We start from the raw sequence: 22,757 nt of genomic DNA, 5'->3' as shown, positions 1-22,757 counted from the left end.
TTCATCGGCCGTGGCACCGGTCAGGGCATACCCGACCGGCAGCCCGTGAACGGTGGCGACCAGATGTAGCCGCAGCCCCCAGAACCAGCGCGAGTGCGAGGCGCAGTACCCGTACTCGGCCCACCCCGCCAGCTCCGAGCGGCGGACCGTGTCCTTGGACCGGCCGCATTCGACCGGGGTCGAATCAACCACCCACACGTCATCGCAGCAGATGTCATTGCGCTCCCCGAGAACACCGATGAGCCAGTTCATGGCCGGGGCCAGCCGGCGCAGGCGCTTGTTGTACCCGGACTGGCCCGGCAGATACGGGAACATCGGGTGCAGGGACGCATGCGCGTACCGCAGCCACCTCGCCTCGGAGGTGAACCCCAGCAGGGCCTGCATCAGCGCCAGGGTCATGAGTTCGGCATCGGTGATCTTCGGGCTGATGCCGATCCTGGGCCTGTAGGGCATCCGTTCGGGATGGGCCTTCAACAGGTCATCGGCGTCGGCATAGAATGCCGTTGCAAGGGTGTCCAGGTCGGCGTCCACGTGAGCCTCCAAGTTCGACGTTGGGTAGATAACGCCGATTCTGGGCACCCCTGCACCACGGGTCAATGCATGCCGCTGCGCCGGGATCCCTTGGAATTACTCATCTAGCCGACCCGCCCAACTGAGTGACAGTTATCGCACGTTTTCGGCCCGAAAATGTGCGATAACTGTCACTCAGTTGGGCGGGGGATGACCACTTTGGTGGGGACGCCGTCGTCGTCGATGGAAATCTTGATGCCCTTCAACCCGTCCCCGGGGCTGGGGATGGGGGCGCGCGCCCGGCTCTGCTGTTCGATCTCCTCGCGGGCCGTCGCTGCAGCGGGATTGATGAGGGCCTCCATGCCGGTGATGGCTCCTGCCATGGCCCCCATGCCCTCGCGTCCGCCCGGCTTGTCCAGGCTGCGCTGCAGCAGGAAAACCGCGACGGCGCCGCCGGCCAGGATGCCGGCGATGCTGAGCACTGTCCACAGCCATTCCATGATGGAAGTCTAGCGACGGCGGAAATATCCCGGCAGGGGGAGCGGTTGGCGTTAATGACGGCCGCCACCGCGGCCCGGGAATTCTGCGTCGAAAGGCTCCACCCATGACTCTGCCGCTCTCCATCCTTGATCTGGCCCACGTGGGCGACGGCGGCCCGGCCGAAAGCTTCCGGGCGAGCGTGGAGCTGGCCCAGCATGCGGAGAAGTGGGGCTACAAGCGCATTTGGTTTGCCGAGCACCACAACATGCCCTCGATCGCCTCCTCGGCCACGAGCGTGCTGATCGCCCACGTGGCGGCCCACACCGAGACCATCCGCCTCGGCGCCGGCGGCATCATGCTGCCCAACCATTCGCCGCTGCAGATTGCCGAGCAGTTCGGCACCCTGGAGACGCTGCACCCGGGGCGCATCGACCTGGGCCTGGGACGGGCCCCGGGCAGCGACCAGAACACACTGCGCGCCCTGCGCCGGGACCCGATGGCGGCGGACACCTTCCCGCAGGATGTCCAGGAACTGCAGGCCTACTTTGCGGGCAGCACCCGCATCGCCGGCGTCAACGCCTACCCGGGCAAGGACACCAACGTGCCGCTGTACATCCTCGGCTCCTCGCTCTTCGGTGCCCGCCTGGCCGCGGCCCTGGGCCTGCCGTACTCCTTCGCCAGCCACTTCGCCCCGCAGGCGCTGGAGGATGCCGTGCGCATCTACCGCCGCGACTTCCAGCCCTCCGCGCAGCTGGCCGAGCCCTACGTCATCGCCGGCGTGAACGTGATTGCGGCCGACACGGACGAGGAGGCGCAGGCGCTCTTCCTGACCGCCAAGCGCCGCCGGATTGCGGCCCTGATTGCCGGTGGCCGCACGTTGACGGATGACGAGGCGGACCTGCTGCTGGACTCCGCGGCCGGCCAGCAGGTGCTGAACATGGTGCGCTACTCCGCCATCGGCACGCCGGACACCGTGCGCAGCTACCTTGCGGACTTTGCCGAAACGGCGCAGGCCGACGAGCTGATTGTGGCCTCGCAGGTCACCGACCGCACCGCGTGGCTGCGCAGCTTTGAGCTGCTCGCCGGGGCCATGGACCTGGCGGGCGCCGCGGCCTAGGCCGTCCGGGCTCCGGGTGCGTCCTGGAGCCCGGCCGCCACCTAGACCGGGAGGTGGTGGCGGTCGGAGCGGGACACCGTCACGGCGCTGAGCAGCACACCCAGAGCGACGCCCAGCAGGGTGTCCGCGACGCGGCTGAGGGCGGCGTCGGGCCCCAGCGGCGAGCCAATCCCCGTCATCAGCAGGGCCATGGGGGTCACCGCGATGGTGCACAGGATGTAGCTGCGGACCACCAGAAGTTCGGCCAGGATCTGGAAGAGGACCACCAGGGCCACCGTGGGCCAGAAGTCCAGGTGCAGCAGGATCAGCCCGGCAGCCAGCAACCCGCCCAGCACATTGCCGACCAGCCGCTGGATGCTGCGCTGGACGGTGGTGGCATGGTTGAGCCCCTGCATGGCTGCGATGGCACCCATCGAGGCCCACAGCGGATGGTCCAGACCGGCGGACGTGGCGGCCCAGCCGGCCAGCGCGGCAGCGCAGGCAATCCGGATCCCCTGGTGGACGACGGCGCGCTGGCGCAGGCCGGCCACCCCCGCGGCCAGGAAGCCGCCCGGGGCTGCAGGTGCGCCGCCGTCGTTTGAACGCTTCGCCGCAGCCGGCCTTCTTCCCAGTCGTGCAGCCAGCGCCGGCGACATGGCCACCAGCCAGCCGGTGGCGGCGCCGACCGCCACCGCTGCCGCGGCGAAGGCAAATTGCGCCGGATGGGTGGATCCGTAGCCCACACCGGCGGAGGCGGCAAAGACCAGAATGACGGCACCCGGGCCGGTGATGGCAAAGCCTGTGAGAGCCACTGCGCCGGCGCCGGCCAAGACGGCCAACACTGCAACTTGGCCCGCGGGCGGGAAGCCGGCCGCTCCCAACGCCGCCCCGATGAGGGTGGATGCCGTGAGCGCCGTGCCCACCAGACCCAACTGCCGCGCCAGCCTGGGGAAGGGTTGGTTCCTGCCAAAGGCGGAGGTTAATGCCCCCAGCGAGGCCAGGGCGGCGAGCTGGTGCTGCCCGGCCAATCCGCCCACCACCAGCATCAACGCTGCGGCCAGGCCCACCCGCAGCGCGACGCCCATGCCGCCGGCGGCCGGCCGCACACCGAAGGCGGACCGCCAGGCGGAGCCCGAGACGGCGTGGGAGAGCGCGTGGAACTGGTGGGTGCGGCGGGGCGCGGAGATGGTGGAGGTGGGCATGCTCCAAGACTACAATTTATTTCACTAGTAAAATAGATGTAAACGATGTGAGTGCAGTCTCTAGGATGGATCCATGAATGGTTCTCCAGCATCCGACGGCGACTTTGTGGACCGGGCACGCCGCGACTGGGCTTTGGTGTTCCCCGATGTGGATGTCTCACCCATTGAGGTGGTTGGGCGGATCTCACGGCTCGGGGCCCAAATCTTTGCCCGGGTGGAGCGCGACCTGGCGCCCGCAGGGGTCTCGCGCGCCGAGTTTGATGTGCTGTGCTCGCTGGCCCGCAGCGACAGGCCCCTGCGGGCCAGCGAGGTCACCGCCGCCACGATGCTCAGCGGCGCCTCCACCACCAAGCAGGCCGACAGGCTGGTCAAGGTGGGGTTGGTGGAGCGGCTGCCCTGGGAGCGCGACGGCCGCGTGGTGCTCCTGCAGCTCACCGATGGCGGCCGCGCCCTGGTGGAGCGCGAGTTTCCCCGTTTTCTGGCCCGCGACCAGGAATTGCTGGCGGGGCTGGACGAGGACGAGCGCGCCCTGGCGGCGAAACTGCTGCGCAAAATCTCGGCCCGGCTGGAGCCTTAATACCGCGTTGAGGCGTGAGCTGGTGACGTTTTGCTGGCGTCTAAACGTCACCAGCCCACGCCTCAACGGAGGCTAGGCCCGGGCCCGCCACCACTGCACGGTGGCCAGCGCCGCCTCGGTCAGGGTTGTCGGGGCCAGATCCAGCAGCTGCTGGCTGCGCGCCGAGTCCATCACAAACGGCCGCTCGAATTGGTAGAGCGTCTCGCCCAGTTCGCGGATGCCGGGGGAGAAGATGCCCGCCGCCCGCACAAACCAGGCGGGGATGGCGCCGATCTTCGGTGGTGCTACGCCCGCCGCAGTAGCGAAGGCTCCGGCGAGCTGCGCCTGGGTGACGGCCGGTCCGGTGGGGGCATGCAGCACGCTGTTCCACAGCTCCGGCATGGCCGCAGCCTTGATCATGGCCGCGGCCAGATCTGAGATGTAGGTGAAGGAATGCGGTGTCGAGGTGCTGGCGACCACGGAGATGCGCTTGCCCGCGAGGACGGCCGGAACCATCCGTTCGCCGGCATGGGCGTTGAGCACCTGGGGCCCGAAGAAATCCGAGGCCACGACGCTGATGGTGGGTGTGGCATGGGCCGCCCGCGCCGCCAGCATCTGCGTGCGGACGCCCCGCTTGCCGCCGGCGGCATCGCGCGGGCCATCCTCGAGCATGGGCGATTCCGGCCGGCTGTAGGAGTAGAGGCTTTCCGGAAAGACGACGACGGCGCCCGCGGCACCTGCCGCGTCCAGCACTGCGGCCTCGGCCTTCGGAAGCTCGCGCTGCCATGTGGCGGCGGAGTACGAGGAGCCGTGGATGCAGTGGAATACGGCGTCCGCGCCCTCGAGGAGGGGAGTGAGGTCCTGCGCACCCGAGGCGTCCGCCCGCACGCGCTCGATCAGCCCATGCTCCGGGCCGCTGCCGGAACGGGTCAGCACGCGGACCCGGTGCCCGGCCTCGGCCAGTTGGGTGGCAACCGTCCATCCGACAGGGCCTGCGCCGGTGACGATCTTCAGCTGTGCCATGGTGCCCTCGCTTGGTGGGATTGAAATGTGAGCGGCGCTCTCGTTTAACAATCACTCCCCACTTCCGACTTGTCAAGAGCAGTGCTCTCAAAAGTTGACTGTGCTCTCAAGTGGCGGCAGAGTGGGGGGCATGGCACAGACACCACGCGAACGGGCCCGGCTGCGGACGATGGAGGACATCACGCGGATTGGCCGCGAGCATCTGGCGCTCCATGGCGCGGCGGGGCTGTCGCTGCGGGCCGTGGCGCGCGATCTGGGCGTGGTGTCCAGTGCGGTCTACCGCTATGTGGGCAGCCGCGATGAGCTGCTGACCCTGCTGGTGGTGGACGGCTACAACGCGCTGGGCGACGCCGTCGATGCGGCGCTGGCGGAGGTTCCGGAGCAGGACTACGGCGCCAAGTTCCGCGCGCTGGGCCGGGCCGTGCGCGTGTGGGGGCTGGCCGAGCCGGCCCGCTACGGACTGCTTTTTGGCAGCCCCGTGCCGGGCTACAACGCCCCCGCCGAGCAGACCACGGCGCCGGGAACCCGCGTGGTCGGCAGACTGGTTGAGATCATCGACGGCGCATTTGGCGCAGCTGTGCTGGAACCGGTTCAGGCCGGTTCCCGGTCCACCGGATCCCTGATGGAGGACCTGTCCGCCATCAAGGCGCAACTTGGCCTGGCCGTGCCGGAGGCGCTGCTGGCCCGCGGAGTGCTGGTCTGGGCGGCGCTGTTCGGCGCCGTGAACTTCGAGGTCTTCGGCCAGTATGGTGCCGCCACCTTCGGCGACCCGGCGGCCCTGTTCGAATGCCATCTGGATGCCCTGGCCGGGCTGGTCGGCCTGCCCGGGTCCGGCTGAACCGCGTCTCGACGAGCTCGACCACCTGGGCAGGCTCGACCGCCGACCTACTCCTGGATTGGCAGGTGGGTCAGCAGTTCGCGGGCCGCGGCGGTGGGGTCTGCGGCGTCGGTGATGGCCCGGACCACGACGATGCGCTCGGCGCCGGCAGCCACCACGGAGTCCACATTGCCCAGATCGATGCCGCCGATGGCGAACCACGGCTTGTCCGTCGCCAGCGAGGCGGCGTACTCAACCATTTCCAGCCCGACGGCGGCCCGCCCCGGCTTGGTGGGTGTGGCCCAGAGCGGGCCGACGCAGAAGTAGTCGGTGTCGGGATGGGCGGCCGCCGCGGCCGCCTGCTCCGGGGTGTGGCTGGAGAGGCCGATGGCCACCGGGGTGCCCAGCAGGGTGCGGGCGGAGGCCACGGGGAGATCCTGCTGCCCGATGTGGAACACCGGTGCGCCGGACAACGAGGCCAGATCGCCGCGGTCGTTCACGGACCAGAGTTTGCCGTGTTCCTCGGCCACGGAACGCAGCACGCCCAGCAGTTCCAGCTCCTCACCGGCGGTGGTGTGCTTGTCCCGCAGCTGGATGATGTCCACGCCGCCGTCGTAGGCACGGTGCAGGAATTCGGCAAAGTCGCCGCGCTCGGTGCGGGCGTCGGTGCACAGGTAGAGGCGGGCGGCCGCAAGGGCCGCTGTCCGGGATGTGGGCACGGAAACAGCAGGATTGGTCATGTCTCATAGACTAGTTCAGTACCGCGGGAGCCAGGACAGCTGGCTGAGAGGGCGCCACCTGCTGGGTCTTGGCACAAGACACGGCGCGCGCCGACCGAACAGTCCTGCGCCAATGACGGCGTGGACGCGAACCTGATCCGGCCAATACCGGCGTAGGGAAGGAATGAGCATGACGCCTGCAGTGCCCCCACCCATCACCACGGACGTGGCCATCATCGGCGGCGGAATCGTGGGTCTGGGGATTGCCTGGGAGGCCCAGCGTGCCGGCCATTCAGTGACGCTCATCGACCCGAGCCCCGCCCAGGGCGCCACGTTTGCCGCCGCCGGCATGCTGGCCCCGGTCAGTGAACTGCACTACCAGGAGGAAGACCTTCTGGAGCTGACCCTCGCCTCGGCCGAGCTGTGGCCTGGCTTCGTGGCACCGCTGGTGGCCGCAGGCCACGCGGACACCGGCTTCCGGTCAACCCCCACGCTGGTGCTCGGTGCCGATCCGGCCGACAGGACGGCGTTGTCCGATCTGGCCCGCGTGCAGCTGGCCCATGGGCTGGGCGTGGAACAGCTGGGCATCCGCGAGGCGCGCACGATGGAGCCGATGGTTGGCCCGCAACTTTCCTGCGCCTTCCGGATCGCCGCCGACCACCAGGTGGATCCGCGCGGCGTGGCCACGGCCATCCGGGTGCAGCTGAACATCGTCGCCGCCGAGAACGGGCGGCTGCGCGAGGAGCAGACCTCGCTGCGGCGCACTGCCGTCGACCTCCTTCACGAGGAGCTGGACAACCCCTCCTCCCGGGTCACAGGTGTGCTGCTGGAGGACGGCCGCGAGGTCCACGCCCGGGAGGTCATTGTGGCCAACGGCCTGGGTGCCTCCTCGCTGGCCGGACTGCCGGAGGGGCTTGAGCTGCCGCTGCGCCCGGTCTATGGCGACATCCTGCGGCTGCGGGTGCCTGAGCACCTGCGGCCCCTGCTCACGGCCACCGTGCGCGGCCTGGTCCGCGGCGTGCCGGTCTACATCGTGCCGCGCAATGACGGCACGGTGGTCATCGGCGCCACCTCCCGGGAGGACGGCTCGGCCGGGGTGTCCGCCGGGGGAGTGTACCAATTGCTGCGCGACGCCCAGGTGCTGGTGCCCGCCGTCGCCGAGCTTGAACTGTTGGAGACCACTGCCCGCGCCCGCCCGGGGACGCCTGACAATGCGCCGCTGCTGGGCCGCGTCGCCGGCCGCGATGGCAGGGACATCCCCGGCCTGATCATCGCCACCGGCTTCTACCGGCACGGCGTCCTGCTGACCGCAGTGGCCGCGCAGGTGTGCCGCCAGCTTATCGACGGCGTCACGGACCTGGCCTGGGAGCGCTTCCGCCCGGACAGATTCTCCCCCCTCATCACCCCCAACCCGTGGGGCACGGCAACGCCGCCCGCACAAAAGGCTGCACAGCAGATCGCCCCGCAGACTGCCCAGCAGGCAGCCCCGCAGACTGCACAGCCTGCGGCACAAAATCGAAAGGCAGACGCATCATGAGCACGTTCACCCTCAATGGAGCGGCACATCCGCTGGCGGAACCGCGCACGGTGGCCGAGCTCGTTTCGGACGTCACGGGGCGCCGGATCGGTGCCAACGGCGTGCCGGAAGACGGCGGCCGGCTGGGTGTAGCGGTGGCCCGCAACGCCGACATCGTTCCGCGGAGCCAATGGAATGCCACGATCGTTGCCGCCGGCGACGACGTCGAAATCGTCACAGCGGTGCAGGGAGGCTGAGCAGCATGGACGCTCTTATGAAAACGGCAGCAGAAGAAACCAATCTCGTGGATCCGTTGGTGATCGACGGCGTGGCCCTGGGCTCGCGGCTGATCATGGGCACCGGAGGCGCGCCGAGTCTGGATGGGCTGGGCGCCGCCCTCCAAGCCTCCGGCACGGAACTGACCACCGTGGCGATGCGCCGCTACAGCACCGGATCGGGATCGGGTGCGGCGGGCGGGGGCACTAGCCTCTTTGAGCTGCTGGTGGAGCACGGCATCCGCGTGCTGCCCAATACGGCCGGCTGCTTCACGGCCCGCGAGGCCGTGATGACGGCGGAGCTGGCCCGCGAGGCGCTGGAGACGGACTGGGTGAAGCTGGAGGTGATCGCCGATGAGCACACGCTGCTGCCCGACGCCCTGGAACTCGCCGATGCCACCGAGCAGTTGGTCAACCGCGGCTTCAAGGTCTTCGCCTACACCAATGACGATCCGGTGCTCGCGCTGCGGCTGGAGCAGCTCGGCGCCGTCGCCGTCATGCCCCTGGGCGCGCCCATCGGCACCGGCCTGGGCATTTTGAACCCGCACAACATTGAACTGATCGTCTCCCGCGCCGGGGTTCCCGTGGTGCTTGACGCCGGCATCGGCACCGCCTCGGATGCGGCATTGGCCATGGAACTTGGCTGCGACGCCGTCCTGCTCGCCACGGCCGTGACCCGGGCCCAGGATCCGGTGCGGATGGCGCAGGCCTTCAAACATGCGGTGCTCGGTGGCAGACTGGCAGCACAGGCCGGCCGCATCCCCAAGCGCAGGCACGCACTGGCGTCCTCCGCCATGGAGGGCCGCCCGGACCTGTAGAGCCGGCAGTTGGACACCACACGGAGGCATCATGGGCGCCAAGGATGTATGGACCAGGGAAGCAATCGACGTCGAACTTGAGTCGCTGCCCCAGTGGCGGTACCGCCAAGGTGCCCTGACAGCGGCCCTGAAGGCGCCGTCGTCGCGCGCGGCCCTGGATCTGATGGCCCGCATCGGCGATCTGGCCGAGGCCGTCAACCACCACCCGGACGTGGACTGGCGCTACAACATGCTGTTCGTGACGCTGATTTCCCACGATGTGGGCGGCGAGGTGACCAGCAGGGACATCGCCCTGGCCAAGCAGATCTCGGCCGTGGCCCATGAACTGGGGGCCGTGGCGAAGCCTGCGCTGAACCGCAGCTACGAGATCGCCATCGACACCGACGACCCCTCTGCCGTGTCCGAGACGTGGCGGGTGGCGCTGGGCTACAAGGTGGGCCGCTATGGCGATCTGGTGGACCCCTATGGACGCGGCCCGGGGCTGTGGTTCCAAAAGACGTCCACCCCGAATCCGAACCGGATGCACGTGGATGTGCACGTGAGCATGACGGATGTGGGGGAGGCGCTCGACGCCGTGGCAGCCACCGAAGGCTCGTCACTGGACCACACGTTTGCACCGCGCTGGGTGGTGGTCACCGACGCCCAGGGGAACCGCGTGTGCCTGTGCACGGAAGAAGGGCACGGCCCGGACCTGTAGGTCCAGTCCGCGCCCTTCACCTGTGCATGTGTGGGCCCACGCCCGCCGGGTTCCCTGGCCGAGCTTGCGAGGCTAGGGGGCGGGTGGGGACTAGCGGATGCGCAGGATGGCGTTGCGCTCGGCAATGTCCAGAGCCGTGCGGCTGCGGCCCAGCACTGCGGAGAGTGTGAAGGCCGCGGCACCGCCCACCAGCAGCGACGCGATCCACGGCACCCACGCCAGGCCGGGCGTGTAGCCCAGCCCCACGGCCACCGTGATGATCCAGGTAATCAGTGCCGCCACCACGCCGACGGCGGCAGGCAGCAGGGCGCCATAGCTGAGGTGCCGTTTGTCCGTTGCCCAGGCAATGGCGCCGAGGGCACCGGCAATCAGGGCAATGACAATCAGATCAACCACACGGAACTCCTTGGTGTTTGGTGACTGGACAGAGTCTAGGGGACTGCTAGAGGGCGCCGAAGCCGACCTTGCGGGCCTCTTCGCCGCCCAGTTCAACGTAGCCAACGGCGTCGCCGGGGACAATCACGATACGGCCCTTGTCATCGGAGAGGCGCAGCTCCTCGCCCGTGGCGATGGCCTTGGAGACAGCCGCGGCCACTTCCTCCGCGGTCTGCGCAGAGTCGATCACAATCTCGCGGCCAATGTTCTGAATGCCGATCTTGATTTCCAACGCGGTGTCTCCTTGGTAAACGTCTGAGTGCATGGGCGGGACAGTGCCCCACCATCATGTTTAGTCTATGACTCCTTGGGGAAGCGAGAGATTCCGCGCCAAGCTAAACGGTAGACCAGCTCGCTGGCCACCTCCAGGTCAAGATCCCCATTGGTTTCGAGCCAGTAGCGGGCGCTGATCTGGGCCATGCCGGCCAGGGCCCGGCCCAGCAGGCGGGCCTCCACCTGGGCCAGCTTGGTGTCCTCGGCAATGACCTTGGCGATGGCATCGGCGTAGCCGGCATTGAACTTCTCCAGCCGGGAGGCGACGTCGGGATCGTTCACCAGATCCGATTCAAAGACCAGCCGGTGCGCCTGGTCGTCGGCGGCAATGAACTGGAAATAGACGCGCATCGTGGCCTGGACGCGCAGCTTGTTGTCCGTCGTGGAGCCCAGCGCGTCGAGCAGCTGCGCGGTCAGGGCCGCAAGGTGGCTGTCCAGCAGGGCCAGATAGAGCTCGCGCTTGCTGGGGAAGTGTTGGTAGAGCACCGGCTTGCTGACCTTGGCGGCCTCGGCAATCTCGTCCATGGCGGCACCGTGGTAGCCATTGGCGGCAAACACCTCGAGGGCCGCGGCAAGCAGCTGGCTTCGGCGTTCATCGCGCGGCAGCCTGCCCATGGTGGCCCGTCGAGCCGCCTTTTCGGAATCCTGGGTCATGGTGGTGCCTTTCTTCGGGCAACCCCAATGGATCGGCGGGCCGCGCGTACTTAGTCTACCCGGCAGTAATATGCCCGTTGGCATAGATTTGACATATGGTCCCAATATTGCGCGCCCCGGCCGCTGCCTCCGCCCCCACCCTCCCGCCGCTGGTGGAGCCCGGCGCCGAGCTCAGCCGTGAAGAGGTGGAACGTTATTCGCGCCATCTGATCATTCCGCAGATCGGCATCGACGGCCAGCGGCGGCTGAAGAACGCGCGCGTGCTGGTCATCGGGGCCGGTGGATTGGGCTCGCCCGCACTGCTCTACCTGGCCGCGGCCGGTGTGGGGACGCTGGGCATTGTGGACGACGACGTCGTCGACCTGAGCAATCTGCAGCGCCAGGTGGTCCACTCGGTGGCGGACATCGGACGGTCCAAGCTGGAATCCGCCCGCGACTCGATTGCTGCGCTGAATCCGCACGTCAACGTGGTGCTGCATCCTGTGCGGCTGGATGCCGGCAATGCCATGGGGATCTTCGCGGACTACGACCTGATCCTCGATGGGGCGGACAATTTCGCCACGCGCTACCTGGTGAACGACGCCGCGGCGCTCCAGGGCAAGCCGTATGTCTGGGGATCCATCCTGCGCTTCGACGGACAGGTGAGTGTTTTCTGGGAGAAGCACGGCCCCACGTACCGGGACCTGTATCCCGAGCCGCCGGCCGCGGGCACGGTGCCCTCCTGCGCCGAGGGCGGGGTCTTCGGGATGCTCTGCGCCGCCGTCGGATCCATGATGGTCATCGAAGCCGTCAAACTCATCACAGGTGTGGGGCAGACACTGCTGGGGAGGCTGTCGATCTTCGATGCCCTGGCCTCCAGCTGGCGGGAGATCCGCATCTCCAAGGACCCCGCCGCCGAGCCCATCACGGACTTGGTGGACTACGAAATCTTCTGCGGACTGCCGCCGGCCGGTCTATCCGCTCCGGGCGCCGGGGCTGCCACCTCGGCGGTGGGCAGGGCCCAGGAGATCACCGCCGTCGAACTTTCCGGCAGACTGGCGGCCCGGGACGCCGGAAGCGAAAACTTTGAACTGATCGATGTGCGCGAGCCGGGGGAGTACGCCATCGTCTCCATCCCGGGGGCCCGCCTGGTGCCGTTGGCGGGCATCCAGACCGGCAGCGCGCTGGCCACGCTGCCGCGCGATGTACCCCTGGTGCTGCACTGCAAGGCGGGCACCCGCTCGGCCCAGGCACTGGCGAGCCTGAAAGCGGCCGGCTACAACGACGTCGTGCATCTGCGCGGCGGCATCCTGTCCTGGGTGCGCGATGTGGAGCCGGAAAAGCCCGTCTACTAGGACCACTGACAGACGCCGTTCCAGGGGAGTACATTGCCGATTGGGTGTGCTTATTCCGAGCAGACCGGCAGGCATGGGGGCAGGTGGAAGGCGCAGGGGCATGGATGAGTACATCAGGACGCCGCAGCAACCGCTCGGATCGGGGTTTGGCCACGGCAGCACCGCCGCCGAAGTGCTGGCGGGCGTAGACCTGCACGGGAAGACGGCCATCGTCACGGGCGGCTACTCGGGGCTGGGCCTGGAGACGGTCCGGGCCCTCGTTGGAACCGGAGCCCATGTGGTGGTTCCGGCACGCCGGGTGGACCATGCCCGCGCGGTGCTGCATGGCATGGGCCTGCGCGAACCGGTGGTGGAGGTCGCTCCGCTGGATCTGGGCGACCAGCAAAGCGTCAGCGACTTTGCCACCTGGTATCTGCATTCGGGCCGCAGGCTGGACATCCTGATCAACAACGCCGCCATCATGGCCAGTCCGGAAATGCGGGTGGGGCCCGGGTGGGAGGCCCAATTCGCCACCAACCATCTGGGCCACTTCACGCTGGCCAATCTGCTCTGGCCGGCACTGGCCTCCGACGGCGGTGCGCGGGTGGTGTCGCTGTCCTCCACCGGGCACAAGATCACAGGCATCCACTTTGACGACCTTGGCCTTGACGATGGCTATGAAAAGTGGCGGGCCTATGGGCAGGCCAAGACGGCCAATGCGCTCTTTGCCGTCGAACTGGACAGGCTCGGTGCCGCGCATGGGGTGCGGGCCTTTGCCGTGCACCCCGGCGGAATCATGACGGAATTGCAGCGGCATCTGTCCCACGAGGAGATGGTGGCCGCCGGCTGGATGGATGAGGCGGGAAACCTTCGGGAGGGTTTCAAGACGCCTCCGCAGGGTGCCGCCACATCGTGCTGGGCCGCCACGTCCCGGCTGTTGGAAGGCAAGGGCGGCGTGTACTGCGAGGACTGCGACATCGCCGCACCCACCGATCCGGACTCGCCGCTGGCCCGCTTCATGGGCGTTGACCCCCACGCCGTCGACCCGGCCTCCGCCCACCGCCTCTGGGAGGTCTCGGCCACCATGACAGGAGTCAACGCCTTCGCTGGGTGATGCGCCCCGGCGGTGATTGAGCGGCCGGCGACGCACTACCCCTTTGACGACGCAGGACTGGACGCGTCCTGGAAGGGGAACTGCGTCATGAGTGCAGTTGTGCATCCCGAATGGGCATTGGGGCGCCAGAAGCTAGGCGGTGTGCTCCACGGGGCAGTCGGTGGCTGCGGGTGTGGGGGCTTCGGGGGTGGCTGCCACGGGTGCGTCCACGGTGATGCCGAAGAGGGCTTCAAGGCCGGCCAGGTAGGCGTCGCCGTCGCCGGCTGCGGCCAGTTCGCGGGCACGCACCGTGGGGGTGTGCAGCAGCGACTTCACCATGCGGCGCATGGCAAACTCCATCTCCTCGGCGGCGGCCGTGCAGCCGTGCTGGGAACGGACGCGCTCCAGCTCGGCCTCCAGCACGCCCATGGTGTGCCGGCGCAGGGCCACGATGGCGGCATCCATGGCCCTCGAGGACTGGGCCTTGGCAAAGTTGTGTGCCGCCGCCTCGACGATGTGGCTGGCGGCCGCGAGCGAGCTGGCCTGTTCCGCCGGGGCGGCCAGGCGCACGGATTCCAGCGTCAGCAGGTCCACATTGTCCAGATCGGCGACGGCGGGATCGAAGTCGTGCGTCAGGGCCAGGTCCAAAATGACGAGGTTTCCGGGCGAGGAGCTGCGCAGCCGTTCGATGTCTGCCGCCTCCACGCGGTTGTCGGAGCCGCTGCAGCCAATGAGGACATCGGCCTGGGCGATGGCGTCCGCCAGGGAGGCTTCATCCAGGGCCGTGCCGCTGCGGCTGGCCACGAAGGCCTCGGCGCGGCCCGAGGAGGAGAAGACGGAGATGTCGGTGCAGCCGCGCTCGGAGAGCTTGGCCATGGTGGCTCCGGCGTAGGCGCCGGTGCCGAAGATGACAGCCTTGGTGCCGGCGTAGCTGCCGGCGTGGGGCAGCTGGCTGCTGCCGGTGATTTCGGCTGCGAGGTCCAGTGCCACGGAGACGATGGAGAGTCCGCGGCTGCCGAGCGCCGTTTGCGCGCCGACATCCTTGGCGGTCTTGGAGGCGGCCTGGAACAGGCGGACCAGTGCCGGGCTGGCGCTGGCGTCCTGCTGGGCTCCGCTGAGGGCGCGGCGCACCTGGCCGGCAATTTCGCGCTCACCCACGACGGCGGAATCCAGGCCCGAGCTGACGGCAAACAGGTGGGAGGTGACGGCATTGCCGCTGCGGGTTTCAAAGGCTGTGGAGACGGTGTGCTCGGCCAGACCGCTGTGTTCGCTGATGGCGGTGACGATGGCGGACCGGGCGGCTTCGACGTCGTCCTCGCTGCGGGCCTCGGCGTAGATCTCATACCGGTTGCAGGTGGCGAGCGCGATGGCGCCAACGATTTCGGGGGTGCCGTTGACCACGTGGACAGGGACCTCGGAGGCGCCGGCGCTTAGGCGGGCTACGGTTTCGAGGTCGATATCGGCGTGCGAGGCAACGAGAGAAAAGAGAACCACAACGTGTTCATAGTAGCCTCCACAGGCCGGGTTTACACACACGTTGTCCCAAACCGTCACCAAAACGGGAGGTGATCCTGACGACACAGGGCACCCTCCGCGGCCCGTGGAGCAGGGCAGAACGCCCAGATTCTGTAGGTATGGTGGTCTCATGACTTCCAGCCCGCTCCCGACTTTGAGCCCCGCGCACCCCCTGATGGACGGCCGCACTGCCAATTCCCCGTTGATCACGGCCTACCGCGGCGGCAAGCCCAGCCGCCGTCCCGTGTGGTTCATGCGCCAGGCCGGGCGCTCCCTGCCGGAGTACCGCGAACTGCGCAAGGGCATTGCCATGCTGGACTCCTGCCTGAAGCCGGAGCTGGCCGCGGAGATCACCCTCCAGCCCGTGCGCCGCCACGACGTCGACGCCGGCATCTTCTTCTCCGACATCGTCATCCCGCTCAAGCTGGCCGGCGTGGGCGTGGACATCGTCCCCGGCGTTGGTCCGGTGCTGGAGAAGCCGATCCGCACGGCCGCCGACGTCGCAGCGCTGCCGACGCTCACGGAGGAGGCCCTGGAGCCCATCCGCGAGGCCGTCCGCCTGACGGTTGCCGAGCTGGGCTCCAAGCCGCTGATCGGCTTTGCCGGTGCACCCTTCACGCTGGCCGCCTACATGGTTGAGGGCAAGCCCTCCCGCGACCACCTCGGCCCGCGCACGATGATGCATGCGGACCCCGAAGCCTGGCAGGCCCTGGCGGCCTGGGCAGCGGACGCCTCGGGCATGTTCCTGCGCGCCCAGCTTGAAGCCGGCGCCAGTGCCGGCCAGCTCTTCGACTCCTGGGCCGGCTCGCTGGGTCTGGCCGACTACACCAGGCACGTGGCGCCGTCGTCGGCCCGCGCCCTGGACCACGTCCGCGGCCTCGGCGCGCCGCTGGTGCACTTCGGCACCGGAACGTCGGAACTCCTGGGCGCCATGTACGGCGTCGGCGTGGACGTGATGGGCGTGGACTACCGCCTGCCGCTGGATGAGGCCAACCGCCGCCTCGGCGGCACCGTGCCGCTGCAGGGCAACATCGACCCGGCCCTGCTCGAGGCCCCGTGGGCGGTGCTGGAGGCGCACGTCCGCGAGGTCATCGCTGCCGGTTCCGCCGCCCCCGGCCACGTCCTGAACCTGGGCCACGGCGTGCCGCCGGACACCGACCCCACCGTGCTGACCCGCGTGGTGGAGCTCATCCACTCGATCGAGCCGTAGCCACACCCTTTCCACGCAGCCACTCCTTACCCAAGCAACGGGGATCCCCATGAACGAGCGCAGCAGCCGCCACCACAAGCCCACCCCCGCCCCGACCGCCGTGGTGGTGGGCGGGGGCATCTCCGGCCTGGTTGCCGCACGCGACCTGGCCGCCGCCGGGCACCAGGTAGTGGTGCTGGAGGCTGGACGCTCCTTCGGCGGCTGCGTCGGTGTGCATGAGGTGGACGGCCTGTCCCTGGACAGCGGCGCTGAATCCTTCGCCACGCGCAGCACGGCCGTGGCCGATCTGGCCACGGAGCTGGGGCTTGCGGAGCGGATCACCGCTCCGGACCCCGCCGGCGCCTGGGTGCACCTGCCCTCCGGCGCCATCCCCCTGCCGCGCACCGGGGTGCTGGGCATCCCGGCGGACCCGTGGGCCCCGGAGGTCCGGGAGGCACTGGGCTTTGCCGGCTCGCTGCGGGCGAGCATGGATGCCCGGATGCCGGCCAGCGTGGGCACCACGGCCGAGGTGTGCAGCGTGGCCGAGCTGGTGCGCGCCCGGATGGGTGCCAAGGTGCTCGATCGGCTGGTCGCCCCCGTGGTGGGCGGCGTGCACTCGGCCGACCCGGAACTTTTGGATGTGGACATGGTGGCCCCCGGGCTGCGCGCCGGCATCCGCACCCACGGCTCGCTGGCTGCCGCCGTGGCCGCCCAGCGCGCCGCCGCACCGGCCGGTTCCGCCGTGGGCGGGCTCGTCGGCGGCATGTACACGCTGGTTGACGCCCTGGCGGCGCAGCTGCGCGAGGCCGGCGTTGAACTCCATGTGGGCCACGCCGTCACAGGCATCACCAGGACCGACGCCGGCTGGACGGTCGCCGCGGGCGACTGGACGGCCACCGTGGACCTGCTGGTGGTGGCCACGGACGGTCCCTCCGCCGTCGGGCTGCTGGCCCCGGCGGTTCCCGCGCTGGCCGATTTCGCACCCGCTGCCGGGCCCGATGTGCGGCTGGTGACGCTGGTGGTGGACCTGCCCGAGCTGGACCACGCCCCGCGCGGCACCGGGATCCTGGTGGCGCCGCAGACCCCCGGGATCCGGGCCAAGGCGCTCACCCACGCCACCGCCAAATGGCGCTGGCTGGCGGACGAGGCCGGCCCCGGCACCCATGTGCTCCGGCTGTCCTACGGCCGCTCCGAGGGCCAGATCGCCGCGGATGCGGTGCGTGCCGAGCCGCTCCCGGCCGAGACCGATGCCGAGCTGGTGGCCGCGGCTCTGGCGGATGCCACGGCCCTGCTGGGCGTCCCCGTCACGGCGGCCGATGTGACGGGCTCCGACGTCGTGCGCTGGCGCGGCGCCCTGCCGTTTGCCGCCGTCGGGCACCGCGCCCGGATGGCGCAGCTGCGTGCACTGGCGGCGGAGCAGCCCGGCCTGCTGCTGCTGGGCGGCTGGCTGGCCGGCAACGGACTGGCCGCCGTCGTCGCCGACGCCCGCGCCCAGGTGATGGCCGCCGTCGGCGCCAAGGTGTGATCTTCGCTACATAGGCGGGGTTTCTACGCGGCGTAGAGGCCGCCGGTTTCAAGATTCCGGCGGCCAGGGTGCACACTTGAAACCATGAGCCACACTTCTGCGGAATCTGTCACCAAAACTTCCCCGGCAGCCTCATCCGGCGACGCCACCGAGGTTCCCTACACTCTCTGGACCGTCTTCAAGCGCTCCGGCCTCCCCGTCGCCGGCAACGGCCTCAGCGTGGCCGGGTTTGAAGAACTGGTGGAGTCCTTCGCGGACACCAACGTCACGCTGCGCGGAGCCTACGATGTCTCAGCCATGCGTGCCGACGCCGACATCATGGTCTGGCTGACCGGCCCCACCGCCGAGGGCCTGCAGCAGGGCGTCCGCGACATCCGCCGCAGCGACCTCTTCGCCAACACCACCATTGCCTGGTCCGCCATGGGCCTGCACCGCGAGGCCGAGTTCGCCAAGAGCCACATCCCCGCCTACATGCGCGACACCGAGCCCAAGGGCTGGGTCTGCGTCTACCCGTTCGTCCGCTCCTACGAGTGGTACATCCTGCCCGCCGAGGAGCGTGGCAAGATGCTGCGCGACCACGGCATGCTGGGCCGCGAATTCCCGCAGGTGCTCTCCAACACCGTCTCCTCCTTCGCCCTGGGCGACTGGGAATGGATCCTGGGCCTGGAGGCCGACGACGTCGCCGATCTGGTCGATCTGATGCGCCACCTGCGCGCCACCGACGCCCGCATGCATGTCCGCGAGGAAATCCCCTTCTACACGGGCCGCCGCGTCACGGCCGCCGAGGTTGCCGAGGTTCTGCGTTGAGCCCCGCCACCCCCGCAATTTCCACCGAGTTGAATGCTGACACCGGGGCCGGCCGGATGGCCCCCGCCGAGTACGACGCCGTTCTGCTCGCCTCCTTCGGCGGACCGGAGGGCCAGGATGATGTCATCCCGTTCCTGCGCAACGTCACCCGTGGCCGCGGCATCCCCGATGAGCGCCTCGAAGAGGTCAGCCACCACTACCGCGCCAATGGCGGCATCAGCCCCATCAACGCCCAGAACCGCGCCCTCAAGGCCGCCCTCGAGGCCGAACTTGCCGCCCGCGGCATCGAGCTGCCGGTGCTGTGGGGCAACCGCAACTGGGATCCGTACATCCCCGAGACCCTGCAGAACGCCTACGACGCCGGCCACCGCCGCCTGCTGATGGTCACCACCAGCGCGTACTCCTGCTACTCCAGCTGCCGCCAGTACCGCGAGGACATTGGCATGGCCCTGACCGAAACCGGTCTGGATGGCAAGCTGGCCGTGGACAAGGTCCGCCAGTACTTCGACCACCCCGGATTCGTGGAGCCCTTCATTGAGGGCACCGCCGCCGGACTGGCCACGGTCAAGGCCGAACTGGCCGCCGCCGGCACCCCCGGTGCACCGGTGCACGTTCTGTTCGCCACGCATTCCATCCCCACCCGGGATGCCGAGGCTGCGGGGCGCTCCGCGGACGAGCCGCGCGAATTCGCCGAGCAGTCGGCCTATGTCGCCCAGCACCTGGCCGCGGCGGATGCCATCATCAAGGCCGTGGCACCGGAGGCCGATTGGTCGCTGGTCTACCAGTCGCGCTCCGGAGCCCCGCATGTGCCGTGGCTTGAACCAGACATCAACGACGCCATGGCCGAGCTGGCCGAGGCTGGGACCAAGGGCGTCGTCGTCGTACCGCTGGGCTTTGTCAGCGACCACATGGAGGTCGTCTGGGATCTGGACACCGAGGCGAAGGAAACGGCCGCCGAGCTTGGCCTGGCCTTTGACCGCGTGCCCACCCCGGGAACGCACCAGAAGTTTGTCACAGGACTGGTGGATCTGATCTGTGAACGGACCGCACGGAACACCATCGTGGACCGCCCCGCCATGACCAAGCTGGGCCCCTGGTACGACGTGTGCCGCCCCGGCTGCTGCGCCAATTTCCGCGGCGAGAAGCCCACCATTGCCGGCGCCGACACCACCGTGGGCAGCGCCCACGAGCCCAAGCCTGCCCAGAACGGAACGGTGGCCTGAGCCATGCAGAGTGTGAAAGTTGGCACCCGGGGCTCCAAGCTGGCCCTGACCCAGACCCAGCAGACGGCGGACAAGCTCTCCGCCGTGGGCGGCTTTGGCATCGAGCTGGTGGAAATCAAGACCGAGGGGGACATCCTCACCGGCCCGCTGTCCCAGATGGGCGGCACCGGGGTGTTCGCCACGGCGCTGCGCCAGGCCGTGCTGGACGAGCGCGTGGACATTGCCGTGCACTCGCTCAAGGACCTTCCCACCGCTGCTGCACCGGGACTGTCCATCGCGGCCATCCCGGCCCGCGAGGACGCCCGCGACGCGCTCTGCGCCCGCGACGGACTCTCCTTCGCGGACCTGCCGGCCGGATCGAGAGTGGGCACCGGTTCGCCGCGCCGCGCCGCGCAGCTGCTGGCCGCCCGCCCGGACCTGGTGATGGTGGACATCCGCGGCAACGTGGAGACCCGCCTGGCGCGCGTCGCCGGCCTGCCGGGCAACGCTGCGGCCGAGGTGGTTGCCGGCAAGACCGGGGACCTCGACGCCGTCGTGCTGGCCGCCGCCGGATTGGCCCGGATCGGCCGCTCGGGCGCCGTGAGCGAGTTTTTCGAGTCCTCCGTGATGCTGCCGGCCCCCGGGCAGGGTGCGCTGGCCGTGGAATGCCGCAGTCAGGACGCACCGAACAGCCTGCTGGGCGGCACACCCGGTGTGCTGGCCCAGGCACTGGCCGCGCTGGACGACGTCGACACGCGCCTGGCCGTGACGGCCGAGCGTGCGCTGTTGGCCCGCCTTGAAGCCGGCTGCAGCGCTCCCGTGGGTACGCTGGCCTACCGCAAGGGCAGCATGCTGTACCTGGAGTCCGTGGTCTGCTCGCTGGACGGCACCCAGACGCTGCGCAAGAAGAAGGCCACCGACGGGCTGACCGAAGTGGGGGCGACCCTGCTGGGCATCGACCTGGCCGAGGAACTCCTGGCCGACGGTGCCGGCGATCTGGCGGATTTGGCCGGCAGCGGCAAATGAGTATCGGCCCTGATGCGCCTCTGACCGGACTCCGGGTGGCGATTACGCGCAGCAGGGACCGGGCGGGGGCTTTGGCGGATGCCTTGGCCGCCGCCGGGGCCGAGCCGGTGCTGGTGCCGCTGATCGACTTCGAAACGGCGCCCGACGCCGGGGCCCTGGACGCCGCGCTGGCGCGTCTGGCTGCGGGGGAGTACCAGTGGCTGGTGGTCAGCTCCATCACCACCGTGCGCGCGCTGAAGCAGTGGTGCGCAGGGCATTCCACCACCCTGGCGGAACTGGTTCCCGCAGCCACCAAGGTCGCCACCATTGGTCCGTCTTCGCGGCGGATTCTGGAGGCCGAGGGCCTGGCCGTGGAGCTGGCACCCGTTGACGTGCAGTCGGCGGATGGGCTGGTGGCCCTGTGGCCCGCCGGCTCCGGACGCGTCCTGCTGCCGCACTCCAACCTCGCCGAGCCGGGTCTGGAATCAGGCATCGCCTCGGCGGGCTTCGATGTCGACGCCGTGGACGCCTACGTGACGGTGGACTATCCGGCTGCGGAGGGCCGCCGGCTGACGGCGGTGCTGGCTCCCAGCGCTGCCTGGACTGTGCAGCCGCAGAACGCGCCCCAGAGCGCCTCATCCGATCCGGCGGAGCATATCCTGATCACCCCGGCCGAAGCGGCAGCCGAGGTCCGCAGCGGCGCCATCAACGCCGTCGTCGCCGCGTCGTCCAGCGCGGCACAGCGGATCCACGCCCTGCTGGCCCCCTTGCCGGCCAGCTGCCAGCTCATTGTGATTGGCCAGCCCACCCGGGCCGAGTCGGTGCGGCTGGGCATGCACGTTGCCGAAACCGCCACGCACCCCACCCCGGCCGGCATCGTGGACGCCCTGGTCCGCGCCCGCCGCAACCCGTAGATCCACCTGGAATTCCCGAACCACCAAGGAGCCTCAGTGACCTTTCCCCACCACCGCCCCCGCCGCCTGCGCAGCACACCCGCGCTGCGCCGCCTGGTGGCCGAGCACCGTGTGAACGCCGCGGAGCTGATCCTCCCCATGTTCATCCGCGAGGACCTGACGGAGCCCAAGCCGATCACCTCGATGCCCGGCGTCGTCCAGCACACCAGCGAATCGCTGGTCGCGGCGGCCCTCGAGGCCCGCGATCTGGGCCTGGGCGGCATCATGCTCTTCGGCATCCCGGCCGTGCGCGACGCCGTCGGCTCCGCCTCGCTGGACCCCAACGGCGTGCTGAACAAGGCCATCCGCGACGTCCGGGCCGCCGTCGGCGACGATCTGGTGGTGATGAGCGATGTCTGCCTGGACGAGTTCACCGACCACGGGCACTGCGGTGTGCTGGCCGCCGACGGCTCCGTGGACAACGATGCCACGCTGGCCGTCTACGCCGAGATGGCCGTGGCCCAGGCCGAGGCCGGCGCCCACGTGCTCGGGCCCTCGGGCATGATGGACGGCCAGATCGCCGTGATCCGCCAGGCCCTGGACGCCGCCGGATTCCAGGACGTTGCGGTGCTGGCCTACGCCGCCAAGTACGCCTCCGCCTTCTACGGACCCTTCCGCGAGGCCGTGGACTCGCAGTTGAAGGGGGACCGCCGCACCTACCAGATGGATGCCGCCAACCGCCGCGAGGCGATGCTGGAGGTGGAGCTGGACCTCGAAGAGGGTGCCGACATGGTGATGGTGAAGCCGGCCATGAGCTACCTGGACGTGCTGGCCGACGTCGCCGCCATGTCGCCGGTGCCGGTGGCCGCCTACCAGATCTCCGGCGAGTACGCGATGATCGAGGCCGCCGCTGCGAACGGCTGGATCGACCGCCGCAAGGCCATCGAGGAGTCAGTGCTGGGCATCAAGCGCGCCGGCGCCAACATGATCCTCACCTACTGGGCGGCCGAGCTGGCCGGCTGGCTCCGCAACCCCTAACCCCTTTCCAAAATCGCGCCTGATCGTAAGAATCGCGCCGGATTACCACCCGCGATTCTTACGAAGGGGCGCGATTTTCGCAGCAATGATTTGAAAGAATGGACCT

General features: G+C 69.3%; 24 protein-coding genes and 1 pseudogene. 16 read left to right on the top strand and 9 right to left on the bottom strand.

The features are described from left to right. A pseudogene (locus tag K254_RS0112095) lies at window positions 1-531 on the bottom strand (IS982 family transposase); the annotation flags it as partial. 170 nt (window positions 532-701) lie between these two features. Then, the gene (locus K254_RS0112090; protein ID WP_155848522.1) at window positions 702-1,010 is read right to left on the bottom strand and encodes a hypothetical protein; all 309 of its coding nucleotides are present in this window, start codon (window positions 1,008-1,010) and stop codon (window positions 702-704) included. A 104-nt stretch (window positions 1,011-1,114) separates the two neighbouring features. Here K254_RS0112090 and K254_RS0112085 point away from each other — a divergent pair, with 104 nt between their 5' ends. Further along, window positions 1,115-2,107, top strand: coding sequence for an LLM class flavin-dependent oxidoreductase (locus K254_RS0112085; protein ID WP_026555583.1), 993 nt, complete (start codon window positions 1,115-1,117; stop codon window positions 2,105-2,107). Between the two features lie 41 nt (window positions 2,108-2,148). Here K254_RS0112085 and K254_RS0112080 read toward each other — a convergent pair whose 3' ends face one another. Continuing rightward, on the bottom strand, window positions 2,149-3,288 hold the full coding sequence (locus tag K254_RS0112080; protein WP_026555582.1) for an FUSC family protein: 1,140 nt from the start codon (window positions 3,286-3,288) through the stop codon (window positions 2,149-2,151). Between the two features lie 73 nt (window positions 3,289-3,361). On the opposite strand from K254_RS0112080, the gene K254_RS0112075 reads away from it, so the two are divergent. Further along, window positions 3,362-3,865: a MarR family winged helix-turn-helix transcriptional regulator gene (locus K254_RS0112075; RefSeq protein WP_026555581.1), complete on the top strand. Its 504-nt coding sequence runs from the start codon at window positions 3,362-3,364 to the stop codon at window positions 3,863-3,865. Window positions 3,866-3,937: 72 nt separating this feature from the next. Here K254_RS0112075 and K254_RS0112070 read toward each other — a convergent pair whose 3' ends face one another. Next, the gene (locus K254_RS0112070) at window positions 3,938-4,867 is read right to left on the bottom strand and encodes an NAD-dependent epimerase/dehydratase family protein (protein WP_026555580.1); all 930 of its coding nucleotides are present in this window, start codon (window positions 4,865-4,867) and stop codon (window positions 3,938-3,940) included. A 130-nt stretch (window positions 4,868-4,997) separates the two neighbouring features. On the opposite strand from K254_RS0112070, the gene K254_RS0112065 reads away from it, so the two are divergent. Further along, complete coding sequence (locus K254_RS0112065; RefSeq protein ID WP_026555579.1) at window positions 4,998-5,705, top strand: TetR/AcrR family transcriptional regulator; 708 nt, start codon at window positions 4,998-5,000, stop codon at window positions 5,703-5,705. Between the two features lie 47 nt (window positions 5,706-5,752). Here the strand turns inward: K254_RS0112065 and thiE are convergent, their stop codons facing one another. Further along, entirely contained in the window at window positions 5,753-6,424 is a 672-nt protein-coding gene (thiE, locus tag K254_RS0112060) for a thiamine phosphate synthase (RefSeq protein ID WP_035749291.1), read from the bottom strand. A gap of 163 nt (window positions 6,425-6,587) precedes the next feature. Between thiE and thiO the strand changes: the two genes are divergently transcribed. Genes thiO through K254_RS0112040 form a run of 4 tightly spaced genes read left to right on the top strand, consistent with a single transcriptional unit; the run spans window position 6,588 to window position 9,709 of the window. Continuing rightward, window positions 6,588-7,940 (top strand): glycine oxidase ThiO, encoded by a 1,353-nt coding sequence (thiO, locus tag K254_RS23045; protein WP_081710034.1) that lies wholly within the window; start codon window positions 6,588-6,590, stop codon window positions 7,938-7,940. Next, window positions 7,937-8,176, top strand: a complete 240-nt coding sequence (gene thiS, locus K254_RS0112050; protein WP_026555577.1) for a sulfur carrier protein ThiS — start codon at window positions 7,937-7,939, stop codon at window positions 8,174-8,176. The genes thiO and thiS overlap by 4 nt, the downstream gene beginning before the upstream one ends. A gap of 17 nt (window positions 8,177-8,193) precedes the next feature. Beyond that, entirely contained in the window at window positions 8,194-9,012 is an 819-nt protein-coding gene (locus tag K254_RS0112045; RefSeq protein ID WP_026555576.1) for a thiazole synthase, read from the top strand. A 31-nt stretch (window positions 9,013-9,043) separates the two neighbouring features. Continuing rightward, window positions 9,044-9,709 (top strand): 4a-hydroxytetrahydrobiopterin dehydratase, encoded by a 666-nt coding sequence (locus tag K254_RS0112040; RefSeq protein WP_026555575.1) that lies wholly within the window; start codon window positions 9,044-9,046, stop codon window positions 9,707-9,709. Window positions 9,710-9,799: 90 nt separating this feature from the next. Here the strand turns inward: K254_RS0112040 and K254_RS0112035 are convergent, their stop codons facing one another. The 3 genes from K254_RS0112035 to K254_RS0112025 form a co-directional block, all read right to left on the bottom strand. Continuing rightward, window positions 9,800-10,105, bottom strand: coding sequence for a hypothetical protein (locus K254_RS0112035; protein ID WP_026555574.1), 306 nt, complete (start codon window positions 10,103-10,105; stop codon window positions 9,800-9,802). Window positions 10,106-10,151: 46 nt separating this feature from the next. Beyond that, window positions 10,152-10,376, bottom strand: coding sequence for a DUF3107 domain-containing protein (locus K254_RS0112030; RefSeq protein WP_026555573.1), 225 nt, complete (start codon window positions 10,374-10,376; stop codon window positions 10,152-10,154). A 65-nt stretch (window positions 10,377-10,441) separates the two neighbouring features. Then, window positions 10,442-11,071, bottom strand: a complete 630-nt coding sequence (locus K254_RS0112025) for a TetR/AcrR family transcriptional regulator (protein WP_051389099.1) — start codon at window positions 11,069-11,071, stop codon at window positions 10,442-10,444. A 95-nt stretch (window positions 11,072-11,166) separates the two neighbouring features. Here K254_RS0112025 and moeB point away from each other — a divergent pair, with 95 nt between their 5' ends. Both moeB and K254_RS0112015 read left to right on the top strand, forming a co-directional pair. Further along, the gene (moeB, locus tag K254_RS0112020) at window positions 11,167-12,405 is read left to right on the top strand and encodes a molybdopterin-synthase adenylyltransferase MoeB (RefSeq protein ID WP_051389098.1); all 1,239 of its coding nucleotides are present in this window, start codon (window positions 11,167-11,169) and stop codon (window positions 12,403-12,405) included. A 100-nt stretch (window positions 12,406-12,505) separates the two neighbouring features. Next, on the top strand, window positions 12,506-13,498 hold the full coding sequence (locus K254_RS0112015; RefSeq protein ID WP_035749288.1) for an SDR family NAD(P)-dependent oxidoreductase: 993 nt from the start codon (window positions 12,506-12,508) through the stop codon (window positions 13,496-13,498). A gap of 132 nt (window positions 13,499-13,630) precedes the next feature. Here the strand turns inward: K254_RS0112015 and K254_RS0112010 are convergent, their stop codons facing one another. Next, window positions 13,631-14,971: a glutamyl-tRNA reductase gene (locus K254_RS0112010; RefSeq protein WP_026555569.1), complete on the bottom strand. Its 1,341-nt coding sequence runs from the start codon at window positions 14,969-14,971 to the stop codon at window positions 13,631-13,633. Window positions 14,972-15,122: 151 nt separating this feature from the next. Here K254_RS0112010 and hemE point away from each other — a divergent pair, with 151 nt between their 5' ends. From hemE to hemB, 7 genes are all read left to right on the top strand, one after another. Then, entirely contained in the window at window positions 15,123-16,202 is a 1,080-nt protein-coding gene (gene hemE, locus K254_RS0112005) for a uroporphyrinogen decarboxylase (protein ID WP_026555568.1), read from the top strand. 49 nt (window positions 16,203-16,251) lie between these two features. Continuing rightward, window positions 16,252-17,706, top strand: a complete 1,455-nt coding sequence (hemG, locus tag K254_RS23040) for a protoporphyrinogen oxidase (protein WP_051389097.1) — start codon at window positions 16,252-16,254, stop codon at window positions 17,704-17,706. An 84-nt stretch (window positions 17,707-17,790) separates the two neighbouring features. After that, window positions 17,791-18,513: a hydrogen peroxide-dependent heme synthase gene (hemQ, locus tag K254_RS0111995; protein ID WP_026555567.1), complete on the top strand. Its 723-nt coding sequence runs from the start codon at window positions 17,791-17,793 to the stop codon at window positions 18,511-18,513. Window positions 18,514-18,569: 56 nt separating this feature from the next. Continuing rightward, window positions 18,570-19,736, top strand: a complete 1,167-nt coding sequence (locus tag K254_RS0111990; RefSeq protein ID WP_051389096.1) for a ferrochelatase — start codon at window positions 18,570-18,572, stop codon at window positions 19,734-19,736. Between the two features lie 3 nt (window positions 19,737-19,739). After that, window positions 19,740-20,741 (top strand): hydroxymethylbilane synthase, encoded by a 1,002-nt coding sequence (gene hemC, locus K254_RS0111985; RefSeq protein WP_035749286.1) that lies wholly within the window; start codon window positions 19,740-19,742, stop codon window positions 20,739-20,741. Further along, complete coding sequence (locus K254_RS0111980; protein ID WP_026555564.1) at window positions 20,738-21,634, top strand: uroporphyrinogen-III synthase; 897 nt, start codon at window positions 20,738-20,740, stop codon at window positions 21,632-21,634. Before hemC ends, K254_RS0111980 begins: the two co-directional genes overlap by 4 nt. A gap of 36 nt (window positions 21,635-21,670) precedes the next feature. Then, on the top strand, window positions 21,671-22,651 hold the full coding sequence (gene hemB / locus K254_RS0111975; RefSeq protein ID WP_026555563.1) for a porphobilinogen synthase: 981 nt from the start codon (window positions 21,671-21,673) through the stop codon (window positions 22,649-22,651). The last annotated feature ends 106 nt before the right edge of the window (window positions 22,652-22,757 follow it).

The organism is Arthrobacter sp. 35W (genome assembly GCF_000482545.1).
Classification (GTDB): domain Bacteria; phylum Actinomycetota; class Actinomycetes; order Actinomycetales; family Micrococcaceae; genus Specibacter.
The sequence above is the reverse complement of the archived record's forward strand: the minus strand, read 5'-3'. Positions and strand labels throughout refer to the sequence as shown.